This is a genomic window from Allobosea sp. P4_E12, from assembly GCF_056401655.1.
Map to the genome: position 1 here is coordinate 80572 of NZ_JBFUIY010000008.1, position 25041 is coordinate 105612.

The 25041-nt window shown below is 66.4% G+C and carries 25 protein-coding genes and 1 riboswitch; of the genes, 17 read left to right on the forward strand and 8 right to left on the reverse strand.

Annotated features, from left to right (window positions below; all coding sequences use genetic code 11):
• Positions 1-175 precede the first annotated feature (175 nt).
• The 5 genes from AC1DW9_RS12360 to AC1DW9_RS12380 are packed head-to-tail and all read left to right on the forward strand — an operon-like array spanning position 176 to position 4877.
• A complete protein-coding gene (locus AC1DW9_RS12360; protein WP_476855104.1) occupies positions 176-835 on the forward strand; it encodes a GntR family transcriptional regulator in 660 nt (219 codons plus the stop codon).
• Between the two features lie 54 nt (positions 836-889).
• A complete protein-coding gene (locus AC1DW9_RS12365; RefSeq protein ID WP_476776757.1) occupies positions 890-1888 on the forward strand; it encodes a TRAP transporter substrate-binding protein in 999 nt (332 codons plus the stop codon).
• A 5-nt stretch (positions 1889-1893) separates the two neighbouring features.
• Positions 1894-2406: a TRAP transporter small permease gene (locus tag AC1DW9_RS12370; RefSeq protein WP_441490476.1), complete on the forward strand. Its 513-nt coding sequence runs from the start codon at positions 1894-1896 to the stop codon at positions 2404-2406.
• Between the two features lie 4 nt (positions 2407-2410).
• Positions 2411-3685 (forward strand): TRAP transporter large permease, encoded by a 1275-nt coding sequence (locus tag AC1DW9_RS12375; RefSeq protein WP_476855105.1) that lies wholly within the window; start codon positions 2411-2413, stop codon positions 3683-3685.
• A gap of 10 nt (positions 3686-3695) precedes the next feature.
• Entirely contained in the window at positions 3696-4877 is a 1182-nt protein-coding gene (locus AC1DW9_RS12380) for an enolase C-terminal domain-like protein (RefSeq protein ID WP_476767948.1), read from the forward strand.
• A gap of 167 nt (positions 4878-5044) precedes the next feature.
• On the opposite strand, the gene AC1DW9_RS12385 is transcribed toward AC1DW9_RS12380, so the two are convergent.
• From AC1DW9_RS12385 to AC1DW9_RS12410, 6 genes are all read right to left on the reverse strand, one after another.
• Entirely contained in the window at positions 5045-5254 is a 210-nt protein-coding gene (locus tag AC1DW9_RS12385) for a cold-shock protein (RefSeq protein WP_043234173.1), read from the reverse strand.
• 127 nt (positions 5255-5381) lie between these two features.
• Complete coding sequence (locus tag AC1DW9_RS12390) at positions 5382-6137, reverse strand: SDR family NAD(P)-dependent oxidoreductase (RefSeq protein ID WP_476776759.1); 756 nt, start codon at positions 6135-6137, stop codon at positions 5382-5384.
• Entirely contained in the window at positions 6110-7153 is a 1044-nt protein-coding gene (locus AC1DW9_RS12395; RefSeq protein WP_476767950.1) for a ketopantoate reductase family protein, read from the reverse strand. The genes AC1DW9_RS12390 and AC1DW9_RS12395 overlap by 28 nt, the downstream gene beginning before the upstream one ends.
• Complete coding sequence (locus AC1DW9_RS12400) at positions 7150-8112, reverse strand: isoaspartyl peptidase/L-asparaginase family protein (RefSeq protein ID WP_441490507.1); 963 nt, start codon at positions 8110-8112, stop codon at positions 7150-7152. The genes AC1DW9_RS12395 and AC1DW9_RS12400 overlap by 4 nt, the downstream gene beginning before the upstream one ends.
• 209 nt (positions 8113-8321) lie before the next feature.
• Positions 8322-9914 carry an ABC transporter substrate-binding protein gene (locus AC1DW9_RS12405; protein ID WP_476767951.1) on the reverse strand — a complete coding sequence of 531 codons (1593 nt, stop codon included), beginning with the start codon at positions 9912-9914 and terminating at the stop codon, positions 8322-8324.
• Positions 9915-10136: 222 nt separating this feature from the next.
• On the reverse strand, positions 10137-10679 hold the full coding sequence (locus tag AC1DW9_RS12410) for a MarR family winged helix-turn-helix transcriptional regulator (protein ID WP_441490482.1): 543 nt from the start codon (positions 10677-10679) through the stop codon (positions 10137-10139).
• 93 nt (positions 10680-10772) lie between these two features.
• Here AC1DW9_RS12410 and AC1DW9_RS12415 point away from each other — a divergent pair, with 93 nt between their 5' ends.
• From AC1DW9_RS12415 to AC1DW9_RS12470, 12 genes are all read left to right on the forward strand, one after another.
• On the forward strand, positions 10773-11474 hold the full coding sequence (locus AC1DW9_RS12415) for a creatininase family protein (protein WP_476855106.1): 702 nt from the start codon (positions 10773-10775) through the stop codon (positions 11472-11474).
• A gap of 25 nt (positions 11475-11499) precedes the next feature.
• Positions 11500-12471, forward strand: a complete 972-nt coding sequence (locus AC1DW9_RS12420; RefSeq protein WP_476776762.1) for an ABC transporter permease — start codon at positions 11500-11502, stop codon at positions 12469-12471.
• Positions 12471-13349, forward strand: a complete 879-nt coding sequence (locus AC1DW9_RS12425) for an ABC transporter permease (RefSeq protein WP_441490484.1) — start codon at positions 12471-12473, stop codon at positions 13347-13349. The genes AC1DW9_RS12420 and AC1DW9_RS12425 overlap by 1 nt, the downstream gene beginning before the upstream one ends.
• Positions 13346-15073, forward strand: a complete 1728-nt coding sequence (locus tag AC1DW9_RS12430) for a dipeptide ABC transporter ATP-binding protein (RefSeq protein ID WP_476767953.1) — start codon at positions 13346-13348, stop codon at positions 15071-15073. The genes AC1DW9_RS12425 and AC1DW9_RS12430 overlap by 4 nt, the downstream gene beginning before the upstream one ends.
• Before the next feature lie 12 nt (positions 15074-15085).
• Positions 15086-15985 carry a polysaccharide deacetylase family protein gene (locus AC1DW9_RS12435; protein ID WP_441490486.1) on the forward strand — a complete coding sequence of 300 codons (900 nt, stop codon included), beginning with the start codon at positions 15086-15088 and terminating at the stop codon, positions 15983-15985.
• A gap of 1101 nt (positions 15986-17086) precedes the next feature.
• The gene (locus AC1DW9_RS12440; protein WP_441506343.1) at positions 17087-18346 is read left to right on the forward strand and encodes an OmpA family protein; all 1260 of its coding nucleotides are present in this window, start codon (positions 17087-17089) and stop codon (positions 18344-18346) included.
• Between the two features lie 108 nt (positions 18347-18454).
• A complete protein-coding gene (locus AC1DW9_RS12445) occupies positions 18455-18655 on the forward strand; it encodes a hypothetical protein (protein WP_441506344.1) in 201 nt (66 codons plus the stop codon).
• 82 nt (positions 18656-18737) lie between these two features.
• Positions 18738-18842: riboswitch (TPP riboswitch) on the forward strand.
• 78 nt (positions 18843-18920) lie between these two features.
• Positions 18921-20783: a phosphomethylpyrimidine synthase ThiC gene (thiC, locus tag AC1DW9_RS12450; protein ID WP_476855107.1), complete on the forward strand. Its 1863-nt coding sequence runs from the start codon at positions 18921-18923 to the stop codon at positions 20781-20783.
• 8 nt (positions 20784-20791) lie between these two features.
• The gene (locus AC1DW9_RS12455; protein WP_476775012.1) at positions 20792-21541 is read left to right on the forward strand and encodes a hydroxyethylthiazole kinase; all 750 of its coding nucleotides are present in this window, start codon (positions 20792-20794) and stop codon (positions 21539-21541) included.
• Complete coding sequence (thiE, locus tag AC1DW9_RS12460) at positions 21538-22212, forward strand: thiamine phosphate synthase (protein ID WP_476775013.1); 675 nt, start codon at positions 21538-21540, stop codon at positions 22210-22212. The genes AC1DW9_RS12455 and thiE overlap by 4 nt, the downstream gene beginning before the upstream one ends.
• Before the next feature lie 109 nt (positions 22213-22321).
• The gene (locus AC1DW9_RS12465) at positions 22322-23008 is read left to right on the forward strand and encodes a fumarylacetoacetate hydrolase family protein (protein WP_441506347.1); all 687 of its coding nucleotides are present in this window, start codon (positions 22322-22324) and stop codon (positions 23006-23008) included.
• 22 nt (positions 23009-23030) lie between these two features.
• Positions 23031-23960: a dihydrodipicolinate synthase family protein gene (locus tag AC1DW9_RS12470; protein WP_476775014.1), complete on the forward strand. Its 930-nt coding sequence runs from the start codon at positions 23031-23033 to the stop codon at positions 23958-23960.
• Between the two features lie 61 nt (positions 23961-24021).
• Here the strand turns inward: AC1DW9_RS12470 and AC1DW9_RS12475 are convergent, their stop codons facing one another.
• Both AC1DW9_RS12475 and AC1DW9_RS12480 read right to left on the reverse strand, forming a co-directional pair.
• Entirely contained in the window at positions 24022-24501 is a 480-nt protein-coding gene (locus AC1DW9_RS12475; RefSeq protein WP_441506349.1) for a copper chaperone PCu(A)C, read from the reverse strand.
• Between the two features lie 108 nt (positions 24502-24609).
• Positions 24610-25014, reverse strand: coding sequence for a hypothetical protein (locus AC1DW9_RS12480; RefSeq protein WP_441490804.1), 405 nt, complete (start codon positions 25012-25014; stop codon positions 24610-24612).
• Positions 25015-25041 lie beyond the last annotated feature (27 nt).

The following is a 25041-nucleotide window of genomic DNA, read 5'->3' on the forward strand; positions in this document are numbered from 1 at the left end:
CTGCCCCTGCTCTGCAAGAGCCGCGATCGCCGGTGCGGCACTCGTCTGCGGCACATCGAGGTCGTCCACTCATTGGCCAGTGCCAAGTGAAGTCGCGGCACGTCGACGATTTGGATTGACTCCAAGGAAAGCCATCCCTAAATCGTGCACGATCCAAGATGCGGGATAATAGGCATTGAACGGGGCGCGAAAGATCGAACGGGTCGTCCTTGGCGACCAGGTCTATGAGGCGATCAAGGAACGCATCCTCGATCAGGCCTATGCGCCGGGCGAAAAGCTCAATGTCGATGGGCTGGTGCGCGAACTGGCCGTCAGCTCGACGCCGATCCGCGAGGCGCTGACGCGGCTCGTCGCGGAAGGGCTCGTGTCGGCCGTCCCCTTCGTCGGCTTCGCGACCGCGGCGCTGCCCGATCGCAACTATTACGAGGACGTCTACAGCTTTCGGAGCGTGATCGAGCCCTGGGCCGCGGCAGAGGCCGCCAGGCGGCGCCCCGGCGCCGATGTCATCACGGCGCTGCGCGACGCCGTCGCGGTCATGATGGCCGATCCGCCGTCCCGCGAGTATCRCAGCCACCGCGCGTTCACCGAAGCCGATGACCGCTTCCACCGCCTCATCCTGACAGCGGCGGGCAATCAGGTCGCGCTGAAGAGCTATGACGACCTGCGCTTCCATCTGCACATTTCACGGCTCTACCTCAGCCGCGAGCAGGATGTCGGGATCACCCATGCCGAGCATTTCCGCATCATCGATGCGCTCGAGACCGGCGATCCTGAAGCTGCCGCCGAGGCGATGCGACGGCATCTCGAGGGCTCCCATGAGAGGCTGATCAAATAGGCCGCCCGTCAGAGGCAGCTGTGCAAGAACCACCATAACATCCGGGAGGATATGATGTTTCTACGACGCCTTGCCGCGGCGAGCCTGATCGCAGGCAGCTTCCTCGCGACAGCCGCCCAGGCACAGACCCTGCGCTTTGGCCATGCGAACACCACCACCGAGATCGCCGGCGAACTGTTCCAGGAATTCGCCGATCGCGTGAACAAATCGACCGGCGGCGCCGTCACCATCAAGGTCTTCCCGGCCGAGCAGCTCGGCAAGGAAATCGACCTGTTCAAGCAGGTCAAGGAAGGCGCCCTCGACATCTCAGCGCCCTCGATGGCGGCCGCCTCCGCGCTCGTACCCGCCCTCGAGATTCCGAGCGCGCCCTTCCTCTGGAAGGACTGGAGCGAGGCCGAGGCGATCATTCGCTCTGCTGCCTTCGACCCGATCTTCGACGAGCTCCGCGACAAGCATAGCATCGTCCCGGTCAGCCGCATCTGGTACTGGGGCTGGCGCAACATGACGACGCTCGACCGCGCGGTGAAGAAGCCGGAGGACCTGCAGGGCCTCAAGATCCGCGTGCCGGAAAGCCCGGTCTGGGTCGAGATGATCAAGGCCTATGGCGCCTCTCCGACGCCGGTTCCCTTTGGCGAGGTCTACACCGCGCTCCAGCAGAAGACGGTTGACGGCCAGGAAAACCCGATCCCGACGATCTTCTCGCGCAAGTTCTATGAGGTGCAGGGCTATGTCGCGATGACGAAGCACATGCTCCAGAACAACATGATCGTCATCAACAAGGACAGCCTCGCCCGGTTGAAGCCCGAGCATCGCGAGGTCCTGTTCGCCGAAGCCGCCCGCGCCTCGGCCCTGAACACCTATCTCCAGCAGAAGCGCGAGGCCTCGATGCTCGAGGACATCCGCAAGTCCGGCCGCTCCAAGATCGTCGAGGATGTCGATCGCGACGCCTTCGCCGCCAGGTCCAAGGTGGTGGCAACCGCGATGGAAGGCCGCTGGGGCAAGGCCCATCTCGACAGCGTGCTCGCCGCCATCGACGCTCAGCGCAAGCGCTGACCGGCATGACCGGGCTCGACCTGATCCGGCGGCTCGACGACTGGTCGAGCCGCCTGGAGAACGCCTTCCTTGCCGCGCTGCACGGCGCGATCGCGACGCTGGTCTGCGCCGCCGTCGTCTTCCGCTACGCGCTGAACGATCCGCTGACCTGGTCCGAGGAACTGATCCTGCTGCTGTTCGGCTGGATGATCTTCCTCGGCATCGCCAACGCCTTCCATGCCCGGACCCACATCATCATCGATGTCGTGGTGCTGTTCGCCCCGCGCTGGCTCTGCACCCTCTTCGGCGTCGTGGCGCTGCTCGCGACAGCGGCGGTTCTCGGCACGCTGACCTGGTTTTCCTGGCGCTATCTCCAGCGCGAACTGCCGAACCTGACGCCGATGCTCGGCATTTCGGCCGGCTGGACGGTGGCGCCGCTCTTCGTCGGGAGCCTGCTGTCGCTACTGCATCTCCTGCGCAACCTGATCGACGAAGGCGTCACCGGCGCACTCTGGTCCGACATCACGACGCGGGACTAGCGGCATGGTCTCCATCCTTCTCCTGACCTTCGCGGTCCTGCTCGTAGTCGGCACGCCGATCTGGGTCGCGATGGCGGGCTCGGCCCTGCTGACGATCTTCATCGAAGGCGTGCCGCTCACCGTCGCCGCCCAGCGCATCGTGGCCGGCGTGCAGTCCTTCCCCCTGCTGGCGATCCCGCTCTTCACGCTCGCCGGCTCCCTGATGAACGCGTCGGGCATCTCCGAGCGGCTCTTCAGCTTCACCAAGGCACTGGTTGGCCATATCCGCGGCGGGCCGGCCCATACGCTGGTCGTCGGCGAGGTCTTTCTCTCCRGCATCTCCGGATCATCCGTCGCCGATACGGCCGCAGCCGCACGGGTCTTCGTGCCGCAGCTCGAACGCATGGGTTATCCACGTGCGTTTGGAGCGGCGCTGTCAGCGGTTGCCGGCACGCTTGGCCCGATCATCCCGCCGTCGATCCTGATGGTGGTCTATGCCTGGCAGGCCAATGTCTCGCTCGGCAGCCTCTTCGTCGCCGGCATCATTCCTGGCCTGGTCATGGCCGGCTGCATCATGGCGACCATCGCCATCCTGGCGCTGCGGCGCGATTTCAAGCCGGCCGGCTCGTTCTCGTTCCCGAATCTCTGGAAGGAGTTCAAATACGCTTCGCTGGCGCTGCTGATGCCGGTGCTGATCATCGTCGGCTTCCGGGCGGGGTTATTCACCGCAACCGAGATCGCCGGCGTCGCCGCCGCCTATTCCCTGGTTGTCGGCATGTTCATCTACCGTTCGATCAAGCTTGCCGACCTCCCGGCGATCCTGATCGGCACGGCGCGCGAGACGGCGGTGGTCATCGCCATCGTCGCCGCGGCCTCGCCCTTCAGCTGGATTCTGGCCATCGAGCAGGCGCCGCAGCTGGTCACCAGCTTCATGACCTCGATCTCGACGGATCCGCTGGTCGTTCTGCTGATCCTGAACATCGCCCTGCTGATTGCCGGCATGTTCATGGAGACGATCGCCATCATGATCATCCTGGTGCCGATCCTGCTGCCGCTGCTGGCCGCGTTGCAGATCGACCTCGTGCATTTCGGGATCGTGCTGCTGGTCAACCTCGTCATCGGCCAGGTGACACCGCCCGTGGGCGTGCTCTGTTTCGTCGCCATGGCGATCACGCGCGTCAAGCTCGGGGCCCTGCTGCGGGAGCTCTGGCCCTTCCTGATCGCGCTCGTCGTGGCGCTCGCCATCATCACCTATGTGCCGGCCCTGAGCCTCTGGCTCCCCCGGATCGCCGGTTTCTGAGAGGATCATCATGACCAGGATTGCAGAGGTTGAGGTCGTCGAATTCTCGTTCAAGAGCAGAAATCTCGGCCGCTCGGCCGAGAATGCCCGGGCGGTCTACAATGTCGGATACAAGCCGAATTCAGAGCTCGAGCTGACCAAGTTTGCGATCGTCATTCGCAGCGATGACGGCGCCGAGGGACAGTATGTCATGCACTGGGGCGGAACCCGGGCCACGATGGCGCAGACGCTCTCGCTTGCGCCCAACCTGCTCGGCCGCAATCCGGACCACCGCGAGGAAATCTGGAACGACATGAAGCGGGAGCTCCGCCAGCATGACGGGATGGGGATCGGACCGATCGACATCGCGCTCTGGGACCTGGCGGGAAAGCGCTTCGGCGCTTCTGTGTCGCAATTGCTCGGCGGCTTCCGCACGCGGCTCAAGACCTATGCCTCGACCTATCACGGCGACCGCAATGGCGGGCTCGACAGCAAGGAGGCCTTCTCCGACTTCGCCGAGGCCTGTTACGCACTGGGCTACCGCGCCTTCAAGCTCCATGGCTGGCATGAGGGCGACGCGCGCGAGGAGGCGGCAAACGTCCTGCATGTCGCCAGGACGGTCGGTGATCGCATGACTTTGATGCTCGACCCGGCCAATGAGCTCAGAACCTTCGCCGACGCACTCTATGTCGGGCGGGCCTGCGACGAGGGGGGCTATTTCTGGTACGAGGACCCGATGCGTGACTGTGGCGTCTCCGCGTTCGCCCACAAGAAGCTGCGCGAGATGCTGAAAACGCCGATCCTGCAGACCGAGTATCTGCGCGGCTTCGAGCCCAAGGCCGATTTCCTGATCAATGGCGGCACCGACATGCTGCGCTCCGATCCGGAATACGATCTCGGCATCACCGGCGCGATGAAGATCGCCCATCTCGCCGAGGCCTTTGGCGTCGATGTCGAGATCCATGCCTGCGGGCCTGCGCATCGCCACTGCATGGCCGCGACTCGTAACACCAATTTCTATGAGCTTGCGCTGGTCGGCCCGGATTGCCCCAACGCCGTGCCACCGGTCTACACCTGCGGGTACAGCGACCAGCTCGACGGTGTCGACAAGGATGGCTGTTTTCCCGTGCCCACGGGGCCAGGCCTCGGCGTGAGCTATGACTGGGATTACATCCGTGCCCATCAGACGGGGCGGGAGCTGTTCAAGCTCTAGATGCGTATTGGGAGGGCCGGCCTTTTTCGGGCTGGCCCTGGTCCTTTCTACCGCCGCCTTGGGGCGACGGGCATGCCGGGAATCGTCTTCAGTCCGGATAGAGAGATAGAGATTCGCATTGGCTCGGGAGGTGACGCCGCCGATCGCCCTCCCGCAGAAGGCGGAGATCAAGCCGTCTTGAGGTTCACCGCCGAGGACTTGCCGGTCTTGCGATCGGCCTCGAGATCGTAGCTGATCTTCTGGCCTTCGTTCAGGCCGCGCAGGCCCGAGCGCTCGACAGCGCTGATATGGACGAAAATATCGCTTCCGCCCGCGTCAGGGGTGATGAAACCATAGCCCTTGGTCTCGTTGAACCATTTCACGGTACCCGTGCTCACGTGCTATCCCTTCAGTCACTATTCAGGTTGGCTCATGCCAGCCCGGGAACCACTGTAGGGTCGAAAATACGCATGTGGCAATGATGCCGTTAAAAACCGCGTCGGCGCCCGCAAAACGCCCCAATGCTCAGGAGCGTCCGCCGTCGACGGAAAGCACCTGGCCGCTGATCCAGCCGGCCTGTTCGCTCAAGAAAAACAGCGTGGCATTGGCGATGTCCTCGGGCGTACCGAGGCGTCGGGTGTGGATGCTCTCGACCAGTTTCTTCTGGCCGGCCTCGCCATAGCTTTGCCATTGCCGTTCCGTTGCCGGATTGGAGCGCACGAAGCCGGGCGCGACGGAGTTCACCGTAATGCCATGCGGGCCGAGCTCCCAGGCGAGCTGCTTCGTCAGCCCGACCAGCGCGTGCTTGGCACTGGCATAGGCCTGGATGCCGGTGAGGCTCGGGCGCAATCCCGCACCGGACGAGATGGTGACGATGCGGCCATAGCCGGCCTGCTTCATCACCGGTGCTGCGGCTTGCGTCAGGAAGAAGGCGGCATCGACATTGGCGGCGAAAATGCTGCGCCAGTCCGCCTCGGGAATCTCCTCGATCGGCCGCCCGACCTGGCCGCGCACCCCGCCCGCCGCATGGACGAGCAGGTCGAGCGAGTCGTTTTCGGCCGAGATCGTGCCAAGCAGATCGCGCGCTGCGTCCGGCGTCGCGAGATCGACGGCATGAAACCTGGCCCCGATCTCGGCTGCGGTCTTCGCGACCCCCTCGGCATCGATATCGGCGAGATGCACCCTAGCCCCGGACCGAGCCAGGGCGGTTGCGATGGCTCGGCCGATGCCCTGGGCAGCGCCTGTGACGAGGGCTACGCGATTGTCGAAGCGGAGTTGCATTGGTCGATCAGCACCTTCAGCGTATCGAACGAGAGTGGGCGCTCGCCGTCCTCGACCTCGTGGATCAGTCTCACCAGCGTCTCGATCGTCGGGGTCGGAATGCCGGCCTCGCGCCCGAGGCGCGCGATGATGCCGATCTGGGGATCGACCTCGGTCTTGCGCTTGCGCACGGCAAGGTCGCGCCAGATCCCGGAATGCGTCTTGGCCGTCTTCGAGGTGTAGTCGGCGAGCCAGGCGATCGCGGCGATCTGCGGATATTCCGGCCGGCCCGGCGCGAAGACCATCGGATCGAACTCGCCGAAGCCGAGCGAGGAGACGCCACGCGCCGCCGCGACCGCACCGACCTCCCGCCCGAGTTCGAGCCAGACGGCGAGCCGCTTCGGATCGGCGAAATTCGCCGACATCGAATCATCCGTCAGCGCCGTGGCAAACAGCATCGCCCCGTAGGCGAGCTTGCCCCACAGATAACCCCAGATATTGCTGGTCAAAATCGAGTCGGGCTCGAAGAGCAGCATCAGCTTGTGCATTTCGAGGGCGCGCGGCGTCATCGCGCCATCGATCTCGCCCACGACGACAGCACCGCGGTTGCCGTAGAGAATCTCGCCCGGCCCGTGCCAGTCCGCGCCGAAATTGACGAAGCAGCCCATGGTCCGGGCCTCGCCGACGTGCCTGGCAATGGCCAGTTCGTTGAGGCCGTTCTGGGCAGAGAGCACGAAACCGTCCTCGGCCAGATGCGGGGCGAGCGCGTCGAGTGCCGTTTGCGTGGCGCCCGCCTTCACCGCGAGCACGATGCGCTTGTAGGTTCCTGTCAGCTCCGCCGGCGTCACCGCGGGCACGACCTGGCGAAATTCCTCGATCGGCCCGCTGATCGCGAGGCCCGTCGTCCGGCAGGCTTCGACATGTTCGGGGACGACATCGACGAGCAGGACAGGAATGCCCGCGCGCGCCCAATAGGCTCCAAGCGTGCCGCCGATCGCGCCCGCACCCCAGATGACGATCGGCTCAGGCGTGCTCACGCAGCCGCCTCGAGCTGACCGGCGACTTCGACATCGCGATGGGTCGCGACATGGATGAAGCCATCGGGCGTCACCCAGCCACGATACATGCCCGCGGAATTATAGGGCGCGACGATGCTGCCATCGGCACCAATCGCGACCAGGCCAGCCCCGATCCTGTGCTCGGTGAGCTCGGCTATCGCCCGGGCGGTCGCCTCCTCGAGGCTCAGGCCGGCATAGGCCATCAGCGAGGCGATCTCGTGCCCGACGCAGTAGCGGATGAAATATTCGCCCTTGCCCGTACCCGAGACCGCGCAACGCCCGTCGCGCGCATAGGTACCGGCACCGATGATCGGCGAGTCGCCGACACGGCCGGCCGGCTTGTTGGTGTAGCCGCCCGTGGAGGTCGCAGCAGCGAGATGGCCCTGGGCATCCAGCGCGACCGCACCGACCGTGCCGTGCTTCTCGGCCTCGCTTGCTTCGGACATGGTGCCGACAAGCTCGCGGATCTTCATCGAGGACAGATTCTTGCGGCGCCGCTCGGTCGAGAAATACTCGTTTTCGACCATGTCGAGCCCCTCCGACTCGGCGAAGCTGTCCGCGGCCGTGCCGGCCAGGAAAAGCGGATCGCCGCGGCGCATCAGCACCTTGGCGGCGCCGATCGGGTTCCGGATGCGCTTGACGCCGCAAAGGGCGCCGGCGGCCAGCGTCTCGCCATCCATGATGGAGGCGTCGAGCTCATGCTCGCCATCCGCGTTGAACGCGGCCCCGTGGCCGGCATTGAAATGCGGCGAATTCTCCATCACCAGCACCGCGGCCTCGACCGCATCGACGGCCGAGCCGCCCTTGCTGAGAACGGCCCAGCCGGCGCGGAGCGAGGCGGCGAGATCCGCCTTGGCCTCGGTCCACTCCGTTTCGGTCATCTCGGCCTTGGGCAAGGTGCCACAACCGCCATGAATGGCCAGGGCAATAGGTGAGATTGTCATGGGTAATCCTGGTGCGTTTCCCTCTCTCCCGCAGTGGGAGAGGTCGAACCGTGTAGTCGGGAAAGGGGAGAGCAGGCGGCGGGGCACATACCCCACCTACTGGCCTTGCGGCTAGTCTCTCCACGCATGCCCGATACTCGTTCGGCGCGTTTTTATACCGGTTCCTGCATATTTGCAGGAACCGGGCGAGCGAGGCCGAAGCCTCATTTCTTGGCGGGCTTGATGTCCATGGCGAGCGTGTCTTCATCCACGCGCGGCTTGATCACGACCTTGTCCTTCTGCATGGCCCAGGCCGAGCCGACGGCGACGATCGGCAGACGTGGCCGGTCCTGTGCGACGATGGCGTTGGCATCGGAGAGGAACTTGTTGCGCTTGGCCTCATCCATCTCCACCGCCGCATCCTCGATCAGCTTGTCGAGCGCGGCGTTCTTGTAGCCCAGCACGTTGAAGGCGCCGAGCTTCTTGGCCGGATCGTTCGAGTGCACCACCGAGGAAAGCGTGTAGTTTGACTCACCGGTCAGCGTGCCCCAGCCGGACATCGACATCGAGAAATCACCGCGCAGGCGGGCCGGGAAGAAGACCGCGCCCGGCTGGGCATTGGCATTCACGTCGATGCCGATCCGCGCCAGCATCTGGGCGATGGACGTGCCGACCTGACGGTCGCCGGGAAGGCGGTCATTGGTGAACGAGAAGGCGACCTTGAAGCCGTTGGCGTAACCGGCCTCCTCCATCAGCTTCTTGGCCTTGGCGAGGTCAGGCTTCAGCGCCGGCAGCGACTTATTGTAACCCGCGATATCCGGCGTCACGAGCTGGTTCACCGGCGAGCCGAGACCTTCCATCGCAATCTCCGCCAGGGCCGGGCGATCGATGGCGAGATCGATCGCCTCGCGCACCTTGACGTCCTGGAGCGGGTTCTTCGGCAGCGGTGAGCCATCCTTGGCGCTGACCTGCGGGGACTTGTCCCGCATGTCGAGCTCCATGTTGAAGACATAGACCGTGTCGACCGTCGTGACCGCGAGCTTGGAGTCGCGTTTCAGGGTCGGCACGTCGGATGCCGGCGCCCGCACGATGATATCGACCTGCCCGGCCTTGAGCTGGGCGACGCGGGCGGCGTCGTTCGGCAGCTCCTTGCGCAGCACGCGGGCCCAAGGCTCCTTCTCGCCCCAATAGCCGTCGAAGCGCTCCAGCACGAGCTGGTCCTTCGGCGTCCAGGACACGAACTTGTAGGGGCCGGTACCGACCGCTGCCTTGCCGGTATTGAAGGCCTCGTTGGCGTTGTCCTTGGTCAGTCCGGCCGCCGCCTTGTGGGAGACGATGAAGAGGCGGATGAAGTCGTTCGGCAAGTTCGGGGCCGGCCCGTCGGTGACGATATGGACCGTCAGCGGATCGATGATCTTCACCTCCTTGACGCGGCGCACATAGATCGTGGTCGGGTTCGGCCCGGCGACCACGGGGATGCGCTCGATCGAGAATTTCACATCCTCGGCGGTGAAGTCGGAACCGTCATGGAACTTGACGCCCGGGCGCAGCTTGAACTCCCAGACCGAAGGCTCGATCGCCTTCCAGCTCGTCGCAAGCCGCGGCTCGATCTGCAGCTTGTCGCCCGACCAGGTCAGCGTGTCGAAGACATGCTTCAGCGCTTCGGCATGGGTGCCGGTCGCGGTGAAGTGCGGATCGATCGATTCCGGGCCGGCGCGAACGCCGATTGTAAGCGTCTGCGCTAGGGCGACCCCGGAGACGGAGGCGCTGAGTGCGGCCGCGAGTCCGAAGATGCGGACGGTGGTGGCAAGCTTCATGACGAATTCCCCTGTTTTGTTTCGGTAAAGGCCGACATGTCGGCCCTCCCGCTGGTTTATTATGTGGCCTCGGCGGTGGCAGTCGGCCCACGCAACGAGGCGCCGTGGTGTCACTTGATTAGGCGATCCTGACTCGACTGTTGTTCTCAATTGGCGCGGTACGGCAGTGAAGACCCACCACCATCCCGCAACTCTTTGGAAGAACGCTTCGCCCGACCCGGTCTATGACTGGGGCTCGAGATCCGCCGGCCACACCGGAGAGGCAATGACGAGCTTGTCCATCAATTCGCAAAGCTGGCGCTGCTCGGCCTCGGTCAAGGCCGAGAGCATGGCGCTCTGCTGCTTCACCATCAGCGGCATGGTCTCCTCGAAAATGGCGCGTCCTGCAGGCGTCAGGCGCAGCACGAAGCTGCGCAGGTCGTCCCGGTCCGTCTCGCGCTTGAGCAGGCGCCGGGTCAGCAGCTTCTGGATGGCGCGGCTGAGCGTGTTCTTCGGCAAACCGGACGAGGCCACGATGTTCTTTGCAGCCACACCCTCCTTCAGGCCGACCGCGTAGAGCGCGACGAATTCCGGGCGGACCAGGCCGTAGCGGGTCTCTATCCAGCGATAGACCGGATCGTTGAAGCGGAAGGCGACGAAGTTCAACCGGAACGACAGCCAGCAGGGATTGTCCCAGAGCTTGGTGACGGTGAGCGGGTCGAGATCGCGCAACGCCGCTTCGCGCTCATGGTCGAGACGCGAGAGTGATGTGGGGGCGCGGCGCATGATGAGCTCCCGTTTAGTTCCAAATGGAACTTGACGACGTTCTGACTGGGAGTCAAGGATGGCGCACTGCCAGAGAAAAGCAAGGAACGGGCCGTGCGTGTCGCCGAGATGAATTGGATGCAGATCGAAGCGCAGGCCCAGCGGGATGACCGCTGTGTGCTGCCGCTCGGCTGTGTCGAGCAGCACGCCTATCTGAGCCTCGCCACCGACGCGATCCTGGCAGAGAAAGTGGCAGGCGGTGCGGCCGAGCCGCTGAACGTACCCGTCTTCCCGGTGCTGGCCTATGGCATGACGCCAGGCTTCGTCGCCTTCCCCGGCACCGTCTCGCTGCGGATGAGCACCTATGTCGCGCTGATCGAGGATATGCTGGAGGGCTTCTACCGCTCCGGCTTCCGCCGCATCGTGCTGGTCAACGGCCATGGCGGCAATGCACCCGTGATGACCTTCTGCACGGAATGGATGGGCCGCCGCCCCGATGCCAGCGTCAAGCTGCATGATTGGTGGGCAGGGCCGCGCTTCCAGGCGGCGGTGAAGGCGGTCGATCCCGCTGCCTCGCATGCCTCCTGGATGGAGAACTTCCCCTGGACCCGGCTCGACGGCGTCGCCATGCCGGATGCAGTGAAGCCGCCCTTCGATCGCGCGCTCTACCAGGCCTCGAACCCGGCGAAGAAGCGCGAGATCCTGGGCGACGGAAATTTCCACGGGCGCTACCAGCGCTCCGACAACGAGATGCTCAGCCTCTGGCAGGTCGGCGTCGAGGAGACGCGGGCGGTGATCRCGGAGAACTGGCCGTGACCGCAGGCGCCAGGCGCTTCGTCAGATGCTAGGGCACATCCTCGGGCGCATCGTCCAGGCTCTGCTGGTGATGCTCGTCATGTCGGCGCTGGTTTTCGTCGGCGTCTACGCCATCGGCAACCCGATCGACGTGTTGATCGGGCCCGATGTCAGCCAGGAGATGAGACTCGAGACGATTGCCCGCTACGGGCTCGATCGACCGCTCTGGGAACAGTATTTCACCTTCCTTGGTCGTGTGCTCCACGGCGATTTCGGCCGTTCCTTCGTCTTCGGCATGCCGGTGCTGGAACTTATCCTGTCGCGCCTGCCCGCGACGCTGGAGCTGACGCTGGCTGCCGTATTCGGAGCGGCCCTCATCGGCGTGCCGGCCGGCATCTATGCCGGCTACAAGCCCGACAGCCTGCTCGCCAAGATCATCATGGCGATCTCGATCCTCGGCTTCTCCGTACCGACCTTCTGGATCGGCCTGGTTCTGATCATCACCTTCGCAGTCGAGCTGCAATGGCTGCCTGCCGGTGGCCGCGGCGAGACCGCTTCGCTTTTCGGCGTCGAGTGGAGTTTTCTGACGTTGAACGGGCTCAGCCATCTGGTGCTGCCGGCCCTTAACCTCGCCTTCTTCAAGCTCGCCCTGATGACGCGGCTGGCCCGGGCCGGGACGCGCGAGGTGATGCTGACCGATACGGTGAAATTTGCCCGAGCCGCCGGACTTTCGGAATGGACCGTCCTGCGCCGGCATGTGCTGCGCCTGATCGCGATCCCGATCGTCACCGTCTTCGGGCTCGAATTCGCCTCGACGCTGGCCTTCGCGGTCGTCACCGAGACGATCTTTTCCTGGCCCGGTATCGGCAAGCTGATCATCGACTCCATCACCTCGCTCGACCGGCCGGTCATGGTCGCCTATCTGATGCTCGTCGCCTTCGTCTTCATCACCATCAATTTCCTGGTCGATCTGACCTATGTCGCGCTCGATCCGCGCCTGAGAAAGGCGCGCGCGTAATGAAGCAGGCTTCGCCCCTCGCCCGATTCTGGAACGAGTTCCGCGAGAGCAAGGTGGCGCTCGCAGCCCTCGTCGTCGTCGTGCTGATGATCGGCGTGGCGCTCCTTGCGCCCTGGATCGCGCCGCAGGATCCCTATGATCTCGCCAATCTCACCCTGTCAGATGCGCGCCGCCCGCCGGGCTATGTCGGCTCCGGCGGCTTCACCCATCTGCTCGGCACCGATGCGCAGGGCCGCGACCTGTTCTCGGCCATCCTCTATGGCCTGCGCATCTCGCTGCAGATGGGGTTGATCGCCGGTTCGCTCGCCTTCACGGTCGGCGTCACGCTCGGCATCACGGCCGCCTATCTCGGCGGCCGCTGGGAAGCGTTCATCATGCGCATCATCGATCTCCAGCTCGCCTTCCCGGCGATCCTGCTCGCGCTGGTGATTTCGGCCGTGCTCGGCCAGGGCAAATTCCAGCTCATCGCGGCGCTGGCAGCCGCGCAATATGCCTATTTTGCCCGCACGGCCCATGGCGCAGCCGCGGCCGAGCGCGGCAAGGACTATGTCGAGGCCGCCTTCTCGACGCCGCTGCCGGCCCGCCGGGTGGTCTGGCGCCATATCCTGCCGAACTGCCTGCCGCCCCTGATCGTGGTCGCGACGGTGCAGGTGGCGAGCGCCATCGCGCTCGAAGCGACGCTTTCCTTTCTCGGTGTCGGCCTGCCGGTGACAGAGCCCTCGCTCGGCATGCTGATCTCCAACGGCTTCCAGTACATGATGTCGGGCCGCTACTGGATCTCGATCTATCCCGGCGTCGCGCTGATCATCCTGATCGTCGCAATCAACCTCGTCGGCGACCAGATCCGCGACCAGGTCAACCCGAGGCTCAGGCGATGAGTGGCTCGGCCGAGGCAGTGCCGCTGCTCGAGGTCCGTGACCTCGCGACGCATTTCCACACCCGTGCCGGCGTCGTGAAAGCCGTCGACGGCGTCTCCTTCTCACTGAAGCGCGGCGAGGTCATGGGCCTCGTCGGCGAATCCGGCTCCGGCAAGAGCATCACGGGTTTCTCGATCATCGGCCTGATCGACCCGCCAGGAAAAATCGAGAGCGGCTCGATCCGGCTCGAAGGGCGCGAATTGATCGGATTGCCGTCCCGCGACCTGCGCGCAATTCGCGGCAAGATCATCTCGATGGTCTTCCAGGACCCGCTGATGACGCTGAACCCGGTCCTGACGATCGGCGCCCAGATCCTGCTGGCGCTGGAGGCGCATGAGAAGGTTTCGGCAGAAGAAGGGCGCAGGCGCGCCATCGCGGCGCTTGCCCAGGTCCGGATTCCAGAACCCGAGGCGAAGGTCGATTTCTACCCGCATCAGTTCTCCGGCGGCATGCGCCAGCGCGTCGCCATCGCCATCGCTCTGCTGCACCGGCCAAAGCTGATCATCTGCGACGAACCGACCACGGCGCTCGATGTCTCGATCCAGGCCGAGATCCTGGCCGAAATGAAGGAGCTGGTGGCGGAGCTCGGCACGGCACTGATCTGGATCAGCCATGATCTGGCGACGGTCGCCTCGATCGCCAGCCGCGTCTGCGTGATGCGCTACGGCAGGATCGTCGAGACCGGGCCTGTGCTCGACGTGCTGACCAGGCCGCAGCATCCCTACACCCAGTCGCTGCTCGATTCGCTGCCGTCCCGCGCCAAGCCGGGCACTTTCCTCGCCCGGGGCGGCGGTGTCCCCGATGCATCGCCGCCGGCACGCACCTCCGGTGCCTCACCGTCGCGTGGATCGAAGGCGGACGCCTCCTATTTCGTCATTCAGGACGTCAGCAAGCTGTTCCAGACCCCGCCCGGCATCCTGCGCCTGCTCGGCCAGAAGCTTGGACTGTCGCAACCGGGCCGTGGGGTCCAGGCCGTCGATTCCGTCAGCCTGACCGTCCCGCGGGGGGAGGCACTCGGCCTCGTCGGCGAATCGGGCTCGGGCAAATCGACGCTCGGGCGTATTGCGGCCGGCATCTATGCGCCGAACTCCGGCACGGTGCGGCTGGAGGGCGAGCCGGTGATGGGCGGCGGCGCGCGGCCGCACAAGAACACCACCCGGATCCAGACCATCTTCCAGGACCCCTTCGCCTCGCTGAATCCGCGTATGAGCATCGGCGACAGTATTGCCGAGGGGCCGATCACGCATGGCATCGTCACCAGGGCGGGGGCGGCCGAATATGTCCGGCAATGGCTCGCCGCCGTCGGGCTCGATCCCGCCTTCGCCAGCCGCTATCCGCATCAATTCTCCGGCGGCCAGCGCCAGCGCGTCGCGATCGCGCGTGCGCTCGCCATGCAGCCTGATGTCGTGGTCTGCGACGAGCCGGTCGCCTCGCTCGACGTCTCGATCCAGGCACAGATCATCAACCTGCTGATGCGGTTGCAGACCGAGTTGAACCTGACCCTGATCTTCATCTCGCACGACCTCTCGGTAGTGCGCCATCTCTGCGACCGGGTCGCGATCATGTATCGCGGCAAGATCGTCGAGGAGGGGCCAGCGGGCCAGATCTACGACAATCCGCGCCACGACTACACACGCAGGCTCCTGGCCGCCGTGCCGGTCCTGCCGACCGCCCCGCCAGCCTGAAGGACATCCGCCATGACCGAACCTGCTCTCGAACCCTGGCAATGGCCCGAGGAGGTCTGGCGCGACAAGGTCGAGCGCGTGCGCGCAGGCCGCAACCTGAAGCCCACGAAATGGAAGAACGGCGCGCGCTGCGCCGTCGCCCTCTCCTTCGACGTCGATCATGAGACGAACGAATTGCGCGATGGCGGCAAATCGGTCGGCCGCCTCTCCTGGGGCCAGTATGGCAACCGCGTCGGCATGCCGCGCATCCTCAGCCTGATGGCGAAGGAACAGATCCAGGCGACCTTCTTCGTGCCGGCGGTAACCGCCCTGCTCTATCCCGACGAGCAACGCCGCGTCATAGCGGAAGGCCACGAGATCGGCCTGCATGGCTGGATCCATGAGGTCAACACCGCCGTGCCGCCCGCGGCCGAACGCGAACTGCATCTGCGCTCAGCCGATACGCTGGAGAAGATCACCGGCGTCAGGCCGGTCGGCATGCGCACGCCGTCCTGGGATTTTTCGGAAGTGACCCTGAGCATCGAGCGCGAACTCGGCCTGCTCTACGATTCCTCGCTCTTTGCCGATGACGACCCCTACGAGATCATCGAGAAGGGCGAGCCGACGGGCATGGTCGAGCTTCCGGTCGAATGGATCCGCGACGATGCGGTCTATTTCAACATGAACCGCTTCCAGGCGCTGCGGCCCTACACGGCGCCGGAAGCCGTATTCGACATCTTCCGCCGCGAATTCGACCGCGCCCATGAGGAAGGCGGGCTCTTCCTGCTGACCATGCATCCCCATGTCATCACCTACCGCTCGCGCATCTGGATCCTCGAGGAGCTGATCCGGCATGCCAAGGCGAAGGGCGATTGCTGGTTTGCCAGCCACGCCGAGATCGCGCGCTATGTAAAGGCCGAGGCCGGGCTTTAGCCCGCACAGCTCGGGTCGGGCGGGGAGGAACCCTGCCCGATTTCGGCCGTTTTCGGTTCATGACGGGTTCAGTGCGCACGCGCGCTGATAGCCCGAGCCACTGAAACGGAAACGGAACTCATGACGCGCACGAAAAACTGGCTTCTGATCGGTACTGTCCTTCCCGGCCTGACCCTGTCGCATGGCGGCTTCGCGGTCGAACCGGCGCAGGCACCGATGAGATTAGCGCAGGCTCCTGCGCCGTCGGACGAAGAGCCCGGACAGCCGCGCCGGCCTCGCCCCCCGGGAGCCTCAGCCGCGCCCGGCGAGGCGCGCCCGCCTGGGGCCGAACGCCCGCGGCCCGCTCCCGGAGCACCCGGGGCGCCGCCTGCGATCCAGCGGCCGGTCGCGCCTCCGGCGCCAAGCGCAGCGCCACCCGCGCAGCCACGCCCACCCGCCGCGCCGCCGCCTGAACCGCGCCGCGAGCCGCAGATGCCGCGCCCCGTGCCGCCGGGCGCCGGCGAACCCGGACGCCCACCAGCCATACGGCCGCAACCCGCGCCCCCGCCCTCCTCCGCGCCTCAGCCAATCCCGGCGGTGCCGCGCCCGGCTCCTCCAGCCCAGCCCAGCCAGCCTCAGGCCGTGCCGCCGCGCGCCCAGCCGCCCGTCCCGGCCCCCGTGCAGCCGCCGGCAGCCCGTCCGATTCCCGCCCCACAGGCGCAGCCGCCGGCAACCGCACCGTTGACGCCCCCAGCAGGGGGACGCGCTCCCGGAGCGGCTCCGCAAACCCAGCCGCCCGCTACCGCCCCGCTGGCGCCACCTCCTGCCGGCCGTGCGCCCGGCACGCCACCGGCCGGCCAGGCGCCAGCGGCAGCTCCGGGCCAGCCTCCGGCGGCTCGCCCGACGCCAGCACCGGTGCCAGGAACGGCTCCGCAAGCCCAGCCGCCCGCCACCCAGCCACTGGCGCCGCCTCCGGGTGGTCGTGCGCCCGGCGCGCCGCCAGCCGGCCAACCGCCTGTGACCGCTCCCGGCCAGGCGCCAGCGACGGCTCCGACCCAACCCCCGGCGGCTCGCCCGACACCAGCGCCGGTGCCAAGAACTGCCCCGCAAGCTCAGCCGCCCGTGACCCAGCCGCTGGTGCCGCCTCCGGGTGGTCGTGCGCCCGGCGCGCCGCCAGCCGGCCAACCGCCTTCTGCAACACCCGGTCAGGTTCCGGCGCCGCTACCCGCTCAGCCGCCGGCAGCAGCCCCGCTCGCCCCGCCCCCCGGCGGTCGCGCGCCCGGCGCAGTCCCGCCGCCCGTTGCACCGCCGCAGCCGGGCCAGACGCTCGCTCCGCCTCCGGCCGGCCAGCCTCCAGCCGCTGGACCCGGGCAACTGCCCCCGCCTGACCGGCAGGGCCGTCGCGGTGGCATCGGCCTCGGTGGCGCGGCTGCGATCGGCCTTGGCGTAGGCGTACTCGGCGGCATCATGGCGACGCAGGGCGCGACGCGCCTCGACGATGTCCGCGGGCGCCGCGAGGAGCGCCGCGAGGGCGACGTCACGATCATTCGCGAGCCCGGTCGCACGATCATCCGCGACGACGACCGTGCCATCATCCGCCGCGACGAGACCGAGCGCTTCCGCGACCTCGGCTGGCAGGGACGGACCGAACGGCGCGGAGACGAGAACGTCACCGTGTTCGAACGGCCGGACGGCAGCCGCATCATCACCGTGACCGACGAGGATGGCCGCCTGATCCGCCGGACCCGGCGCATGCGCGATGGCGATGAGATCGTGATGATCGACAACACCCGCCGCGATCGGCCGGATATGCGCTTCTCGGACGAGGTCGTCGTGCTGCCGCCGCCGCCGCTGCCGATCCCGCGCGAGCGCTATATCGTCGACGCCGAGCAGGCCGACCAGCGCCTGATCTATGAGACGATCACCGCCCCGCCGATCGCCGCGATCCCGCGCCGCTACACGCTCGACGAGGTCCGCTACTCGCCGGACCTGCGCGCCCGCATGCGCAGCGTCGATATCGACACGGTAACCTTCGAGACCGGGTCCTGGGAGGTCACCCCCAACCAGGCGCAGCGGCTCTCGGTGATTGCCGCCTCGATCAGCCAGGCACTGCAGCGCGCGCCGAACGAGGTTTTCCTGGTCGAGGGCCATACCGACGCCGTCGGCTCGGATGTCGACAACCTCTCGCTCTCGGATCGCCGGGCCCAATCGGTCGCCGAGATCCTGACGCGCGATTTCCAGGTGCCGCCGGAGAACCTGACGACGCAGGGCTATGGCGAGCAGTATCTCAAGGTGCAGACGCAGGAGGCCGCCCGCGAGAACCGCCGCGTCACGCTCCGACGCATCACCCCGCTGCTGGCCGGGCAGAATCAGCCGCAGTGAACCAATAGAACCGGCGCGGCGGGCGACCGTCGCGCCGGTCTCCCCGGATCAGGGGATTCAGGAATCAGCAAGCTCTCCGGCTTAAGACCTGTCGTAAGGAGAGTTGAGATGAGTGAGACAACCGTCGCGATCGCGCAGGGCTTTGCCGCAAGCCAGGCAGCCTCGACCCGCCAGACCTTGCAGACAGCGATGGTGAAGCAGCAGGCGACGTCCGACCAGGCGCTCGTGGATATGCTGCAGCAGAGTGCCGAGTCCCAGAAGGCTACTCTTGCCGCTGGCCAGGGCCAGAACGTCGACATTCTCGCCTGAGCCCGGCATTCCGGCGCCGCATGGCAGGGCCGCATCCCGCCCCTTGCCGGTTGCGTTCAAGAGCCGCCGGCCCTAACCTCCGCTTCGTTCCGAGGGGTGCTCGCAAGAGCTGAGATGGCGTCCAAAGCCGAACCCGTCGAACCTGATCCGGGTCATACCGGCGGAGGGACTGGAACGCGGCGTGCGCCACACGTGTACCCGCAGACAGCGACTGGACCGCTTCTAAACCCGGATCTCCTGAACCTTGGACCAAGGAGGAGATCCCATGAACGCCCACACCAAGCCCCAGAAGAATACCGTCAAGGCTGCCCCTCAAAGCGTGACGACCGGACCGATCATCGGCTCGCGCAAGATCTATGTCGCGCCGCCGGACCATCCCGAGATGCGGGTGCCCTTCCGCGAAGTTCAGCTCACCACCGATTCCGAGCCGCCGGTCCGGATCTACGACCCGTCCGGTCCGTTCACCGAGAGCGATGTCACGATCGACCTGAATGCCGGCCTGCCGCAGCCGCGCCGCGCCTGGCTCGATGCCTCCGGCTTCACGACCGTGCCCGGCCGCGCCGTCACTGCCGCCGATAACGGCCATATCTCGCCTGAACAGCTCGTTYCCGCCTGCCCGGCCCCACGCCCGATCCTCGAGGCGAAGCCCGGCCAGATGGCGACCCAGTACGAGTTCGCCAAGGCCGGCATCATCACGCCCGAGATGATCTATGTCGCGCATCGCGAGAATCTCGGCCGCGCCGCGATGCTCGAAGGCGCACGCGAGCGCCATGCCGATGGCGAGAGCTTTGGCGCCTCGGTTCCGGAATTCGTCACCCCTGAATTCGTGCGCGAGGAAATCGCCCGCGGCCGCGCCATCATCCCGGCCAATATCAACCACCCCGAACTGGAGCCGATGGCGATCGGCCGCAATTTCCTGGTCAAGATCAACGCCAATATCGGCAATTCGGCCGTGACGTCCGGCGCTGCCGAGGAGGTCGAGAAGCTGGTCTGGGCGATCCGCTGGGGCGCCGACACGGTGATGGACCTGTCGACCGGCCGCAACATCCACAACATCCGCTCCTGGATCCTGCGCAACTCGCCGGTTCCGATCGGCACGGTGCCGATCTACCAGGCGCTTGAGAAGGTCGGCGGCGACCCGATCAAGCTCGACTGGGAGGTCTTCAAGGACACGCTGATCGAGCAGGCCGAGCAGGGCGTCGACTATTTCACCATCCATGCCGGCGTGCGCCTGCCCTATGTCCCGCTCACTGCGAGCCGCGTCACGGGCATCGTCTCGCGCGGCGGCTCGATCATGGCGCGCTGGTGCCTCGCGCACCACAAGGAGAGCTTCCTCTACGAGCGCTTCGACGAGATYTGCGAGATCATGCGCAAATATGACGTCTCCTTCTCGCTCGGCGACGGCCWGCGTCCGGGCTCGATCGCCGACGCCAATGACCGCGCCCAGTTTGCCGAGCTGGAGACGCTGGGCGAGCTCACCAAGGTCGCCTGGGACAAGGGCTGCCAGGTGATGATCGAGGGCCCGGGCCACGTGCCGATGCACAAGATCAAGGAGAACATGGACAAGCAGCTGCGCGAATGCGGCGAGGCGCCGTTCTACACGCTGGGACCGCTGACCACCGACATCGCGCCGGGTTACGACCACATCACCTCGGGCATCGGCGCGGCGATGATCGGCTGGTTCGGCTGCGCCATGCTCTGCTATGTCACGCCCAAGGAGCATCTCGGCCTTCCCAACCGCGACGACGTCAAGACCGGCGTCATCACCTATCGGATCGCGGCCCATGCCGCCGATCTCGCCAAGGGCCATCCAGCGGCCAAGATCCGCGACGACGCGGTCTCGCGCGCCCGCTTCGACTTCCGCTGGGAGGACCAGTTCAACCTGGCGCTCGACCCCGATACGGCACGTTCCTTCCATGACGAGACCCTGCCGAAGGATGCCCACAAGGTCGCGCATTTCTGTTCGATGTGCGGGCCGAAATTCTGCTCGATGAAGATCACGCAGGATCTGCGCGCCGAAGTGCTGGCGATGGGCGAGAACGAACGCGCGGCGCTCGAGGGCATGGCGGAGAAATCGCAGGAATTCCTCGCCAAGGGCGGCAATCTCTACTTGCCGGCGGCGGAATGAGCGCGACGATGACCGCGGCCCGCTTCGACGCGACGGTCGTTGCAGGCGTGCTGGCGCGGGTGGCAGCGAGCCGCCCGCGGGTGCAATGCCTCACCAATACGGTGGCGCAGAACATTACGGCGAACATGCTGCTCGCCTTCGGCGCGATCCCGTCCATGGCGATCCATGTCGACGAGATCGCGGCAATGGCCGAGGGCGCCGGCGCGATCCTGATCAACATCGGCACGATCAATGCCGAGAGCGAACTCGCCATCCCGAAGCTGCTGGAGGTCGCGCGCGACCGACAGAAACCGCTGGTCTTCGATCCGGTCTTCGTCGAACTCTCGCCGCTGCGCCAGCGCGTGGCGCGCGAGGTCTTGCGCCTGCCGAACATCGTCGTGCGCGGCAACGCGACCGAGATGGCCGCGCTTGCTGCCGATCTCAAGACGGCGCGCGAGCGCAACCTCACGCTCGTCACCACCGGCAAGGTCGACCGGATCATGCGCGCAGGCGGCATGCTGTCCGTCTCCCATGGCCATCCGCTGATGACGAGGGTCACCGGGGTCGGCTGCGCAGCGGGCGCCCTGATCGCGGCATGCTGCGCGGTCGAGGGCGATCCGGCAGTCGCGGCCGCCGCCGCGCTGACCGCCTATGGCGTCGCCGGCGAGATTGCGGCAGAGACATCGCAAGGGCCCGGCAGCTTCGCCGTGCACCTGATCGACGCGCTGGCAGGGATGGACGAGGCCACGCTGCGCGAACGGATGGGAGAGCACGGGTGAGCGTTGATATCCGCCTTTACGGCATTGTCGATCCGCAGATCGCGGCCGGGCGCTCGCTGGCCGACCTGGCGCGTGCCGCGGTCGATGGCGGCGCCACCCTGATCCAGCTGCGCGCCAAGACCGAGACGACGCGCGAGATGGTGCGCGAGGCCCGGGCCATCCGCTCGGCCCTGCACGGCACAAGGGTGCCGCTGCTGATCAACGATCGCGTCGATGTCGCGCTCGCTTCCGGTGCCGACGGCGTCCATCTCGGCGCCGACGACATGAAGCCGAACGATGCCCGCCGCCTGCTCGGGCCCCGCGCCATCATCGGCGCGACGCTGAAGCATGAGGATGAACTCTCCGCATTGGCCTCGGCGAAGATCGACTATGCCTGCATCGGCGGTGTCTTCCAGACCTCGCACAAGGACAATGCCGGCTCCTCGCTCGGTCTCGACGGCTTCACGGCCCTGCGGCGCAAGGCTGCTGCCGCATTGGGGCCGCTCCCGGTCGGAGCCATCGCCGGCATCACGGCAATGAATGCGGCCTCGGTCATCGAGGCAGGGGCTGACGGCATTGCCGTGATCGGCGCGCTGTTCGTGCAGGACGATGTCGAGGCCGCCGCGCGCGCACTGCGCGCGGTGCTCAAGCGGCTGCTGCCGACGCCGCCAGAAGCTCCCGCATCCACCTGAACCGTCACGCGGCAATGCCGGGCGCGCAGCCCCGCCACGAGCGCCCGGCCCCTTGCTTCGCGCCCGTCGCTCGCCCATGAACGGCACGACATCGAGGGAGCGCTGCGTCATGACGAATTATGTGATCGAACCGCCCGCCATCAACGCGGTTCCGGTAGCGGGTGGCGGGCTCTTCCCCGTGCGCCGCATCTTCTGCGTCGGACGCAACTATGCCGAACATACCCGCGAAATGGGGGGCGATCCCGACCGCGAGGAGCCGTTCTTCTTCACCAAGCCCGCGGACGCAGTGGTGATCAACGGCACCGACATGCCCTATCCCAGCAAGACCAAGGACCTGCACCACGAGATGGAGCTGGTCGTCGCGATTGGCACCGGCGGGCGCGACATCCCGGTCTCCGAGGCGCTCTCGCATGTCTATGGCTATGCGGCCGGGCTCGATATGACCCGCCGCGACCTGCAGGGCGAAGCCAAGAAGACCGGCCGCCCCTGGGACATGGGCAAGGGCTTCGACCAGTCGGCCCCGATCGGGGAGATCGTGCCCGCGAGCCATAGCGGCCATCCCGCGGCCGGCAAGATCGAGCTCACGGTCAATGGCCGCGTGCGCCAGACCTCCGATCTCGCCAAGCTGATCTGGAGCGTGCCGGAGACGATCGCCTATCTTTCCGGCCTCGTCGCGCTGGCTCCCGGCGACCTGATCTTCACCGGCACGCCGGAAGGTGTCGCCGCCGTCGTCGAGGGCGACGTGCTGGAAGGCGCCATCGACGGCGTCGGCACCGTCCGCACCCGGATCGCCTGAAGAGACTTCGAGGAACCTGACCATGCAGCTGACCCCTGACGCCCGCGGCGTCTATCCCATTGCGCCGACCCCCTTCACGCCCGATGGCGCCATCGACTGGACGAGCACCGACCGGCTCTTCGATTTCTACGCCGGCATCGGTTCTGACGGCATCACCGTGCTCGGCATCATGGGCGAGGCGCCGAAGCTCGAACCGGAAGAGTCCGTCGGGCTCGTCAAGCGCGCCGTCGCGAAGATGGGTGGCAAGCCGATCATCGTCGGCGTTTCGGCGCCGGGCTTTGCGGCTATGCGCTCGCTGGCGCGGCAGGTGATGGATCTCGGCGCCGGCGGCGTAATGATCGCCCCGCCGCCGAGCCTGCGCACCGACGACCAGATCGTCGGCTATTACGCCCAGGCCGTCGAGGCGATCGGCAGCGACATTCCCTTCGTCATCCAGGACTACCCGCTGACGCTCTCGGTGGTGATGACGCCGGCCGTGATCCGCCGCATCGTCCAGGACAACCCGTCCTGCGTAATGCTGAAGCACGAGGACTGGCCGGGACTCGAGAAGATCTCGACGCTGCGCAAGTTCCAGGCGGAAGGCAGCCTGCGCAAGATCGCGATCCTCACAGGCAATGGCGGGCTCTTCCTCGATTTCGAGATGGAGCGTGGGGCTGACGGCGCCAATACCGGCTATGCCTTCCCGGAATTGCTGATCGACGTCGTCCGCCTTTCCAGCGAAGGCAAGCGCGACGCGGCTCATGACATCTTCGACGCGCACCTCCCCCTGCTGCGCTACGAGCAGCAGCAGGGTGTCGGCCTTGCCGTCCGCAAATATACGATGATGAAGCGCGGCATCCTGGCCAGCGACGCCCAGCGCAAGCCGGGCGCCGGTCTGACGGCCGCGGCCAAGGCGGAAGTGGACTATCTGCTGACGCGGCTGGCAAAGCACGACCCGCGCGCCAGGTTCTGAAGGCCGGAATCGCGATGGCCCCCTCTCAACGAGAGGGGGCCATCGCCTTGTCTTCAAGCGCTCAGTGCGTGTGCTCGGCGGCTGCGCCCTTGGCGCCGATCCCCTCGACCTTGAACTCGACCTCCACCACACCAGCCTTCTCGAAGGTCAGCGTGCCCTTGACGCGCTCATCCTGCTTCAACGGCTGCTTCAGCTCCTGGAACATGATGTGGAAACCGCCGGGCTTCAGCTCGACCTTGGCGCCGGCCGGGATTTCGATACCTTTTTCAAGCTCGCGCATGGTCATCACGCCATTGGTGACCGCCATTTCATGGATCTCGCCGCGACCGGCGAAGGGCGCAGAGACCGCAATCAGCCGGTCGGGCGTCGAACCGGTATTCTCGATCGAAAGGTAGCCGCCGCCGACCTTGGCGCCGGCCGGCGTGGCGCGCGACCAGGGATGGCCGATCTTCAGCGGGCCAGCCTTGTAGTCATGGGCGAAGGCGGCGGCGCTCGCGAGTGTGAGCGCGATCGCGGCGAGGTAGTGAACGGGCTTGTTCATCAGCATGGTCCTGAAAGAGGTCGCGGCCATTCGCGAATGGCCGGAAATCCCGGCTTGCGGCGGCCTGTCCGGCTGGCCGCGAGACGAGAGGGAGAGACGAAACCGTGTTCAGGATGCGATCGGCGGCGCTCGCGATTGCGGCAGCCCGAGGACCGCGCCATGGATGGCATCCGTCCGAATGGGAACGGAGCGCTCCAGCGGGGCCGCAAGGCGCGCGCCCACCGGCTGAGGCGGTACAGGAGGGATCGCAAGGGCAGGATTGATCGGGCAGCCAATGCAATGCTGGACGCCATTCGCCGGCTCCGGAACCTCGGACGTGTCCGAGACGGACTGCCCGGAACACAGAACCGCACCTGCGAGCGCTGGATGAGCCGCAAAGGCTGACGCCGGCGCCAGGCCTGCCGCCAGAACGGCCAGCGCATAGACGGCCGCAAGCCAGGCTCCGAGGACGGAGCGGCGCAACGTCTCAAGCGGGGGACCAAGGGCCGACATGGCGCGACTTGGCCTCGTCACCTGCTCTCCGTCAAGCCGCGCTCTGTC

What these genes read in the sequence shown, in the direction of transcription:
- AC1DW9_RS12445 (WP_441506344.1), top strand. Translation starts at nt 18,455, where the DNA reads ATGAGTGAGACAACCGTCGCGATCGCGCAGGGCTTTGCCGCAAGCCAG.
- AC1DW9_RS12455 (WP_476775012.1), top strand. Translation starts at nt 20,792, where the DNA reads ATGACCGCGGCCCGCTTCGACGCGACGGTCGTTGCAGGCGTGCTGGCG.
- AC1DW9_RS12380 (WP_476767948.1), top strand. Translation starts at nt 3,696, where the DNA reads ATGACCAGGATTGCAGAGGTTGAGGTCGTCGAATTCTCGTTCAAGAGC.
- AC1DW9_RS12370 (WP_441490476.1), top strand. Translation starts at nt 1,894, where the DNA reads ATGACCGGGCTCGACCTGATCCGGCGGCTCGACGACTGGTCGAGCCGC.
- AC1DW9_RS12405 (WP_476767951.1), bottom strand. Translation starts at nt 9,914, where the DNA reads ATGAAGCTTGCCACCACCGTCCGCATCTTCGGACTCGCGGCCGCACTC.
- AC1DW9_RS12430 (WP_476767953.1), top strand. Translation starts at nt 13,346, where the DNA reads ATGAGTGGCTCGGCCGAGGCAGTGCCGCTGCTCGAGGTCCGTGACCTC.
- AC1DW9_RS12420 (WP_476776762.1), top strand. Translation starts at nt 11,500, where the DNA reads ATGCTAGGGCACATCCTCGGGCGCATCGTCCAGGCTCTGCTGGTGATG.
- AC1DW9_RS12470 (WP_476775014.1), top strand. Translation starts at nt 23,031, where the DNA reads ATGCAGCTGACCCCTGACGCCCGCGGCGTCTATCCCATTGCGCCGACC.
- AC1DW9_RS12410 (WP_441490482.1), bottom strand. Translation starts at nt 10,679, where the DNA reads ATGCGCCGCGCCCCCACATCACTCTCGCGTCTCGACCATGAGCGCGAA.
- AC1DW9_RS12365 (WP_476776757.1), top strand. Translation starts at nt 890, where the DNA reads ATGTTTCTACGACGCCTTGCCGCGGCGAGCCTGATCGCAGGCAGCTTC.
- AC1DW9_RS12435 (WP_441490486.1), top strand. Translation starts at nt 15,086, where the DNA reads ATGACCGAACCTGCTCTCGAACCCTGGCAATGGCCCGAGGAGGTCTGG.
- AC1DW9_RS12425 (WP_441490484.1), top strand. Translation starts at nt 12,471, where the DNA reads ATGAAGCAGGCTTCGCCCCTCGCCCGATTCTGGAACGAGTTCCGCGAG.
- AC1DW9_RS12390 (WP_476776759.1), bottom strand. Translation starts at nt 6,137, where the DNA reads ATGCAACTCCGCTTCGACAATCGCGTAGCCCTCGTCACAGGCGCTGCC.
- AC1DW9_RS12465 (WP_441506347.1), top strand. Translation starts at nt 22,322, where the DNA reads ATGACGAATTATGTGATCGAACCGCCCGCCATCAACGCGGTTCCGGTA.
- AC1DW9_RS12475 (WP_441506349.1), bottom strand. Translation starts at nt 24,501, where the DNA reads ATGAACAAGCCCGTTCACTACCTCGCCGCGATCGCGCTCACACTCGCG.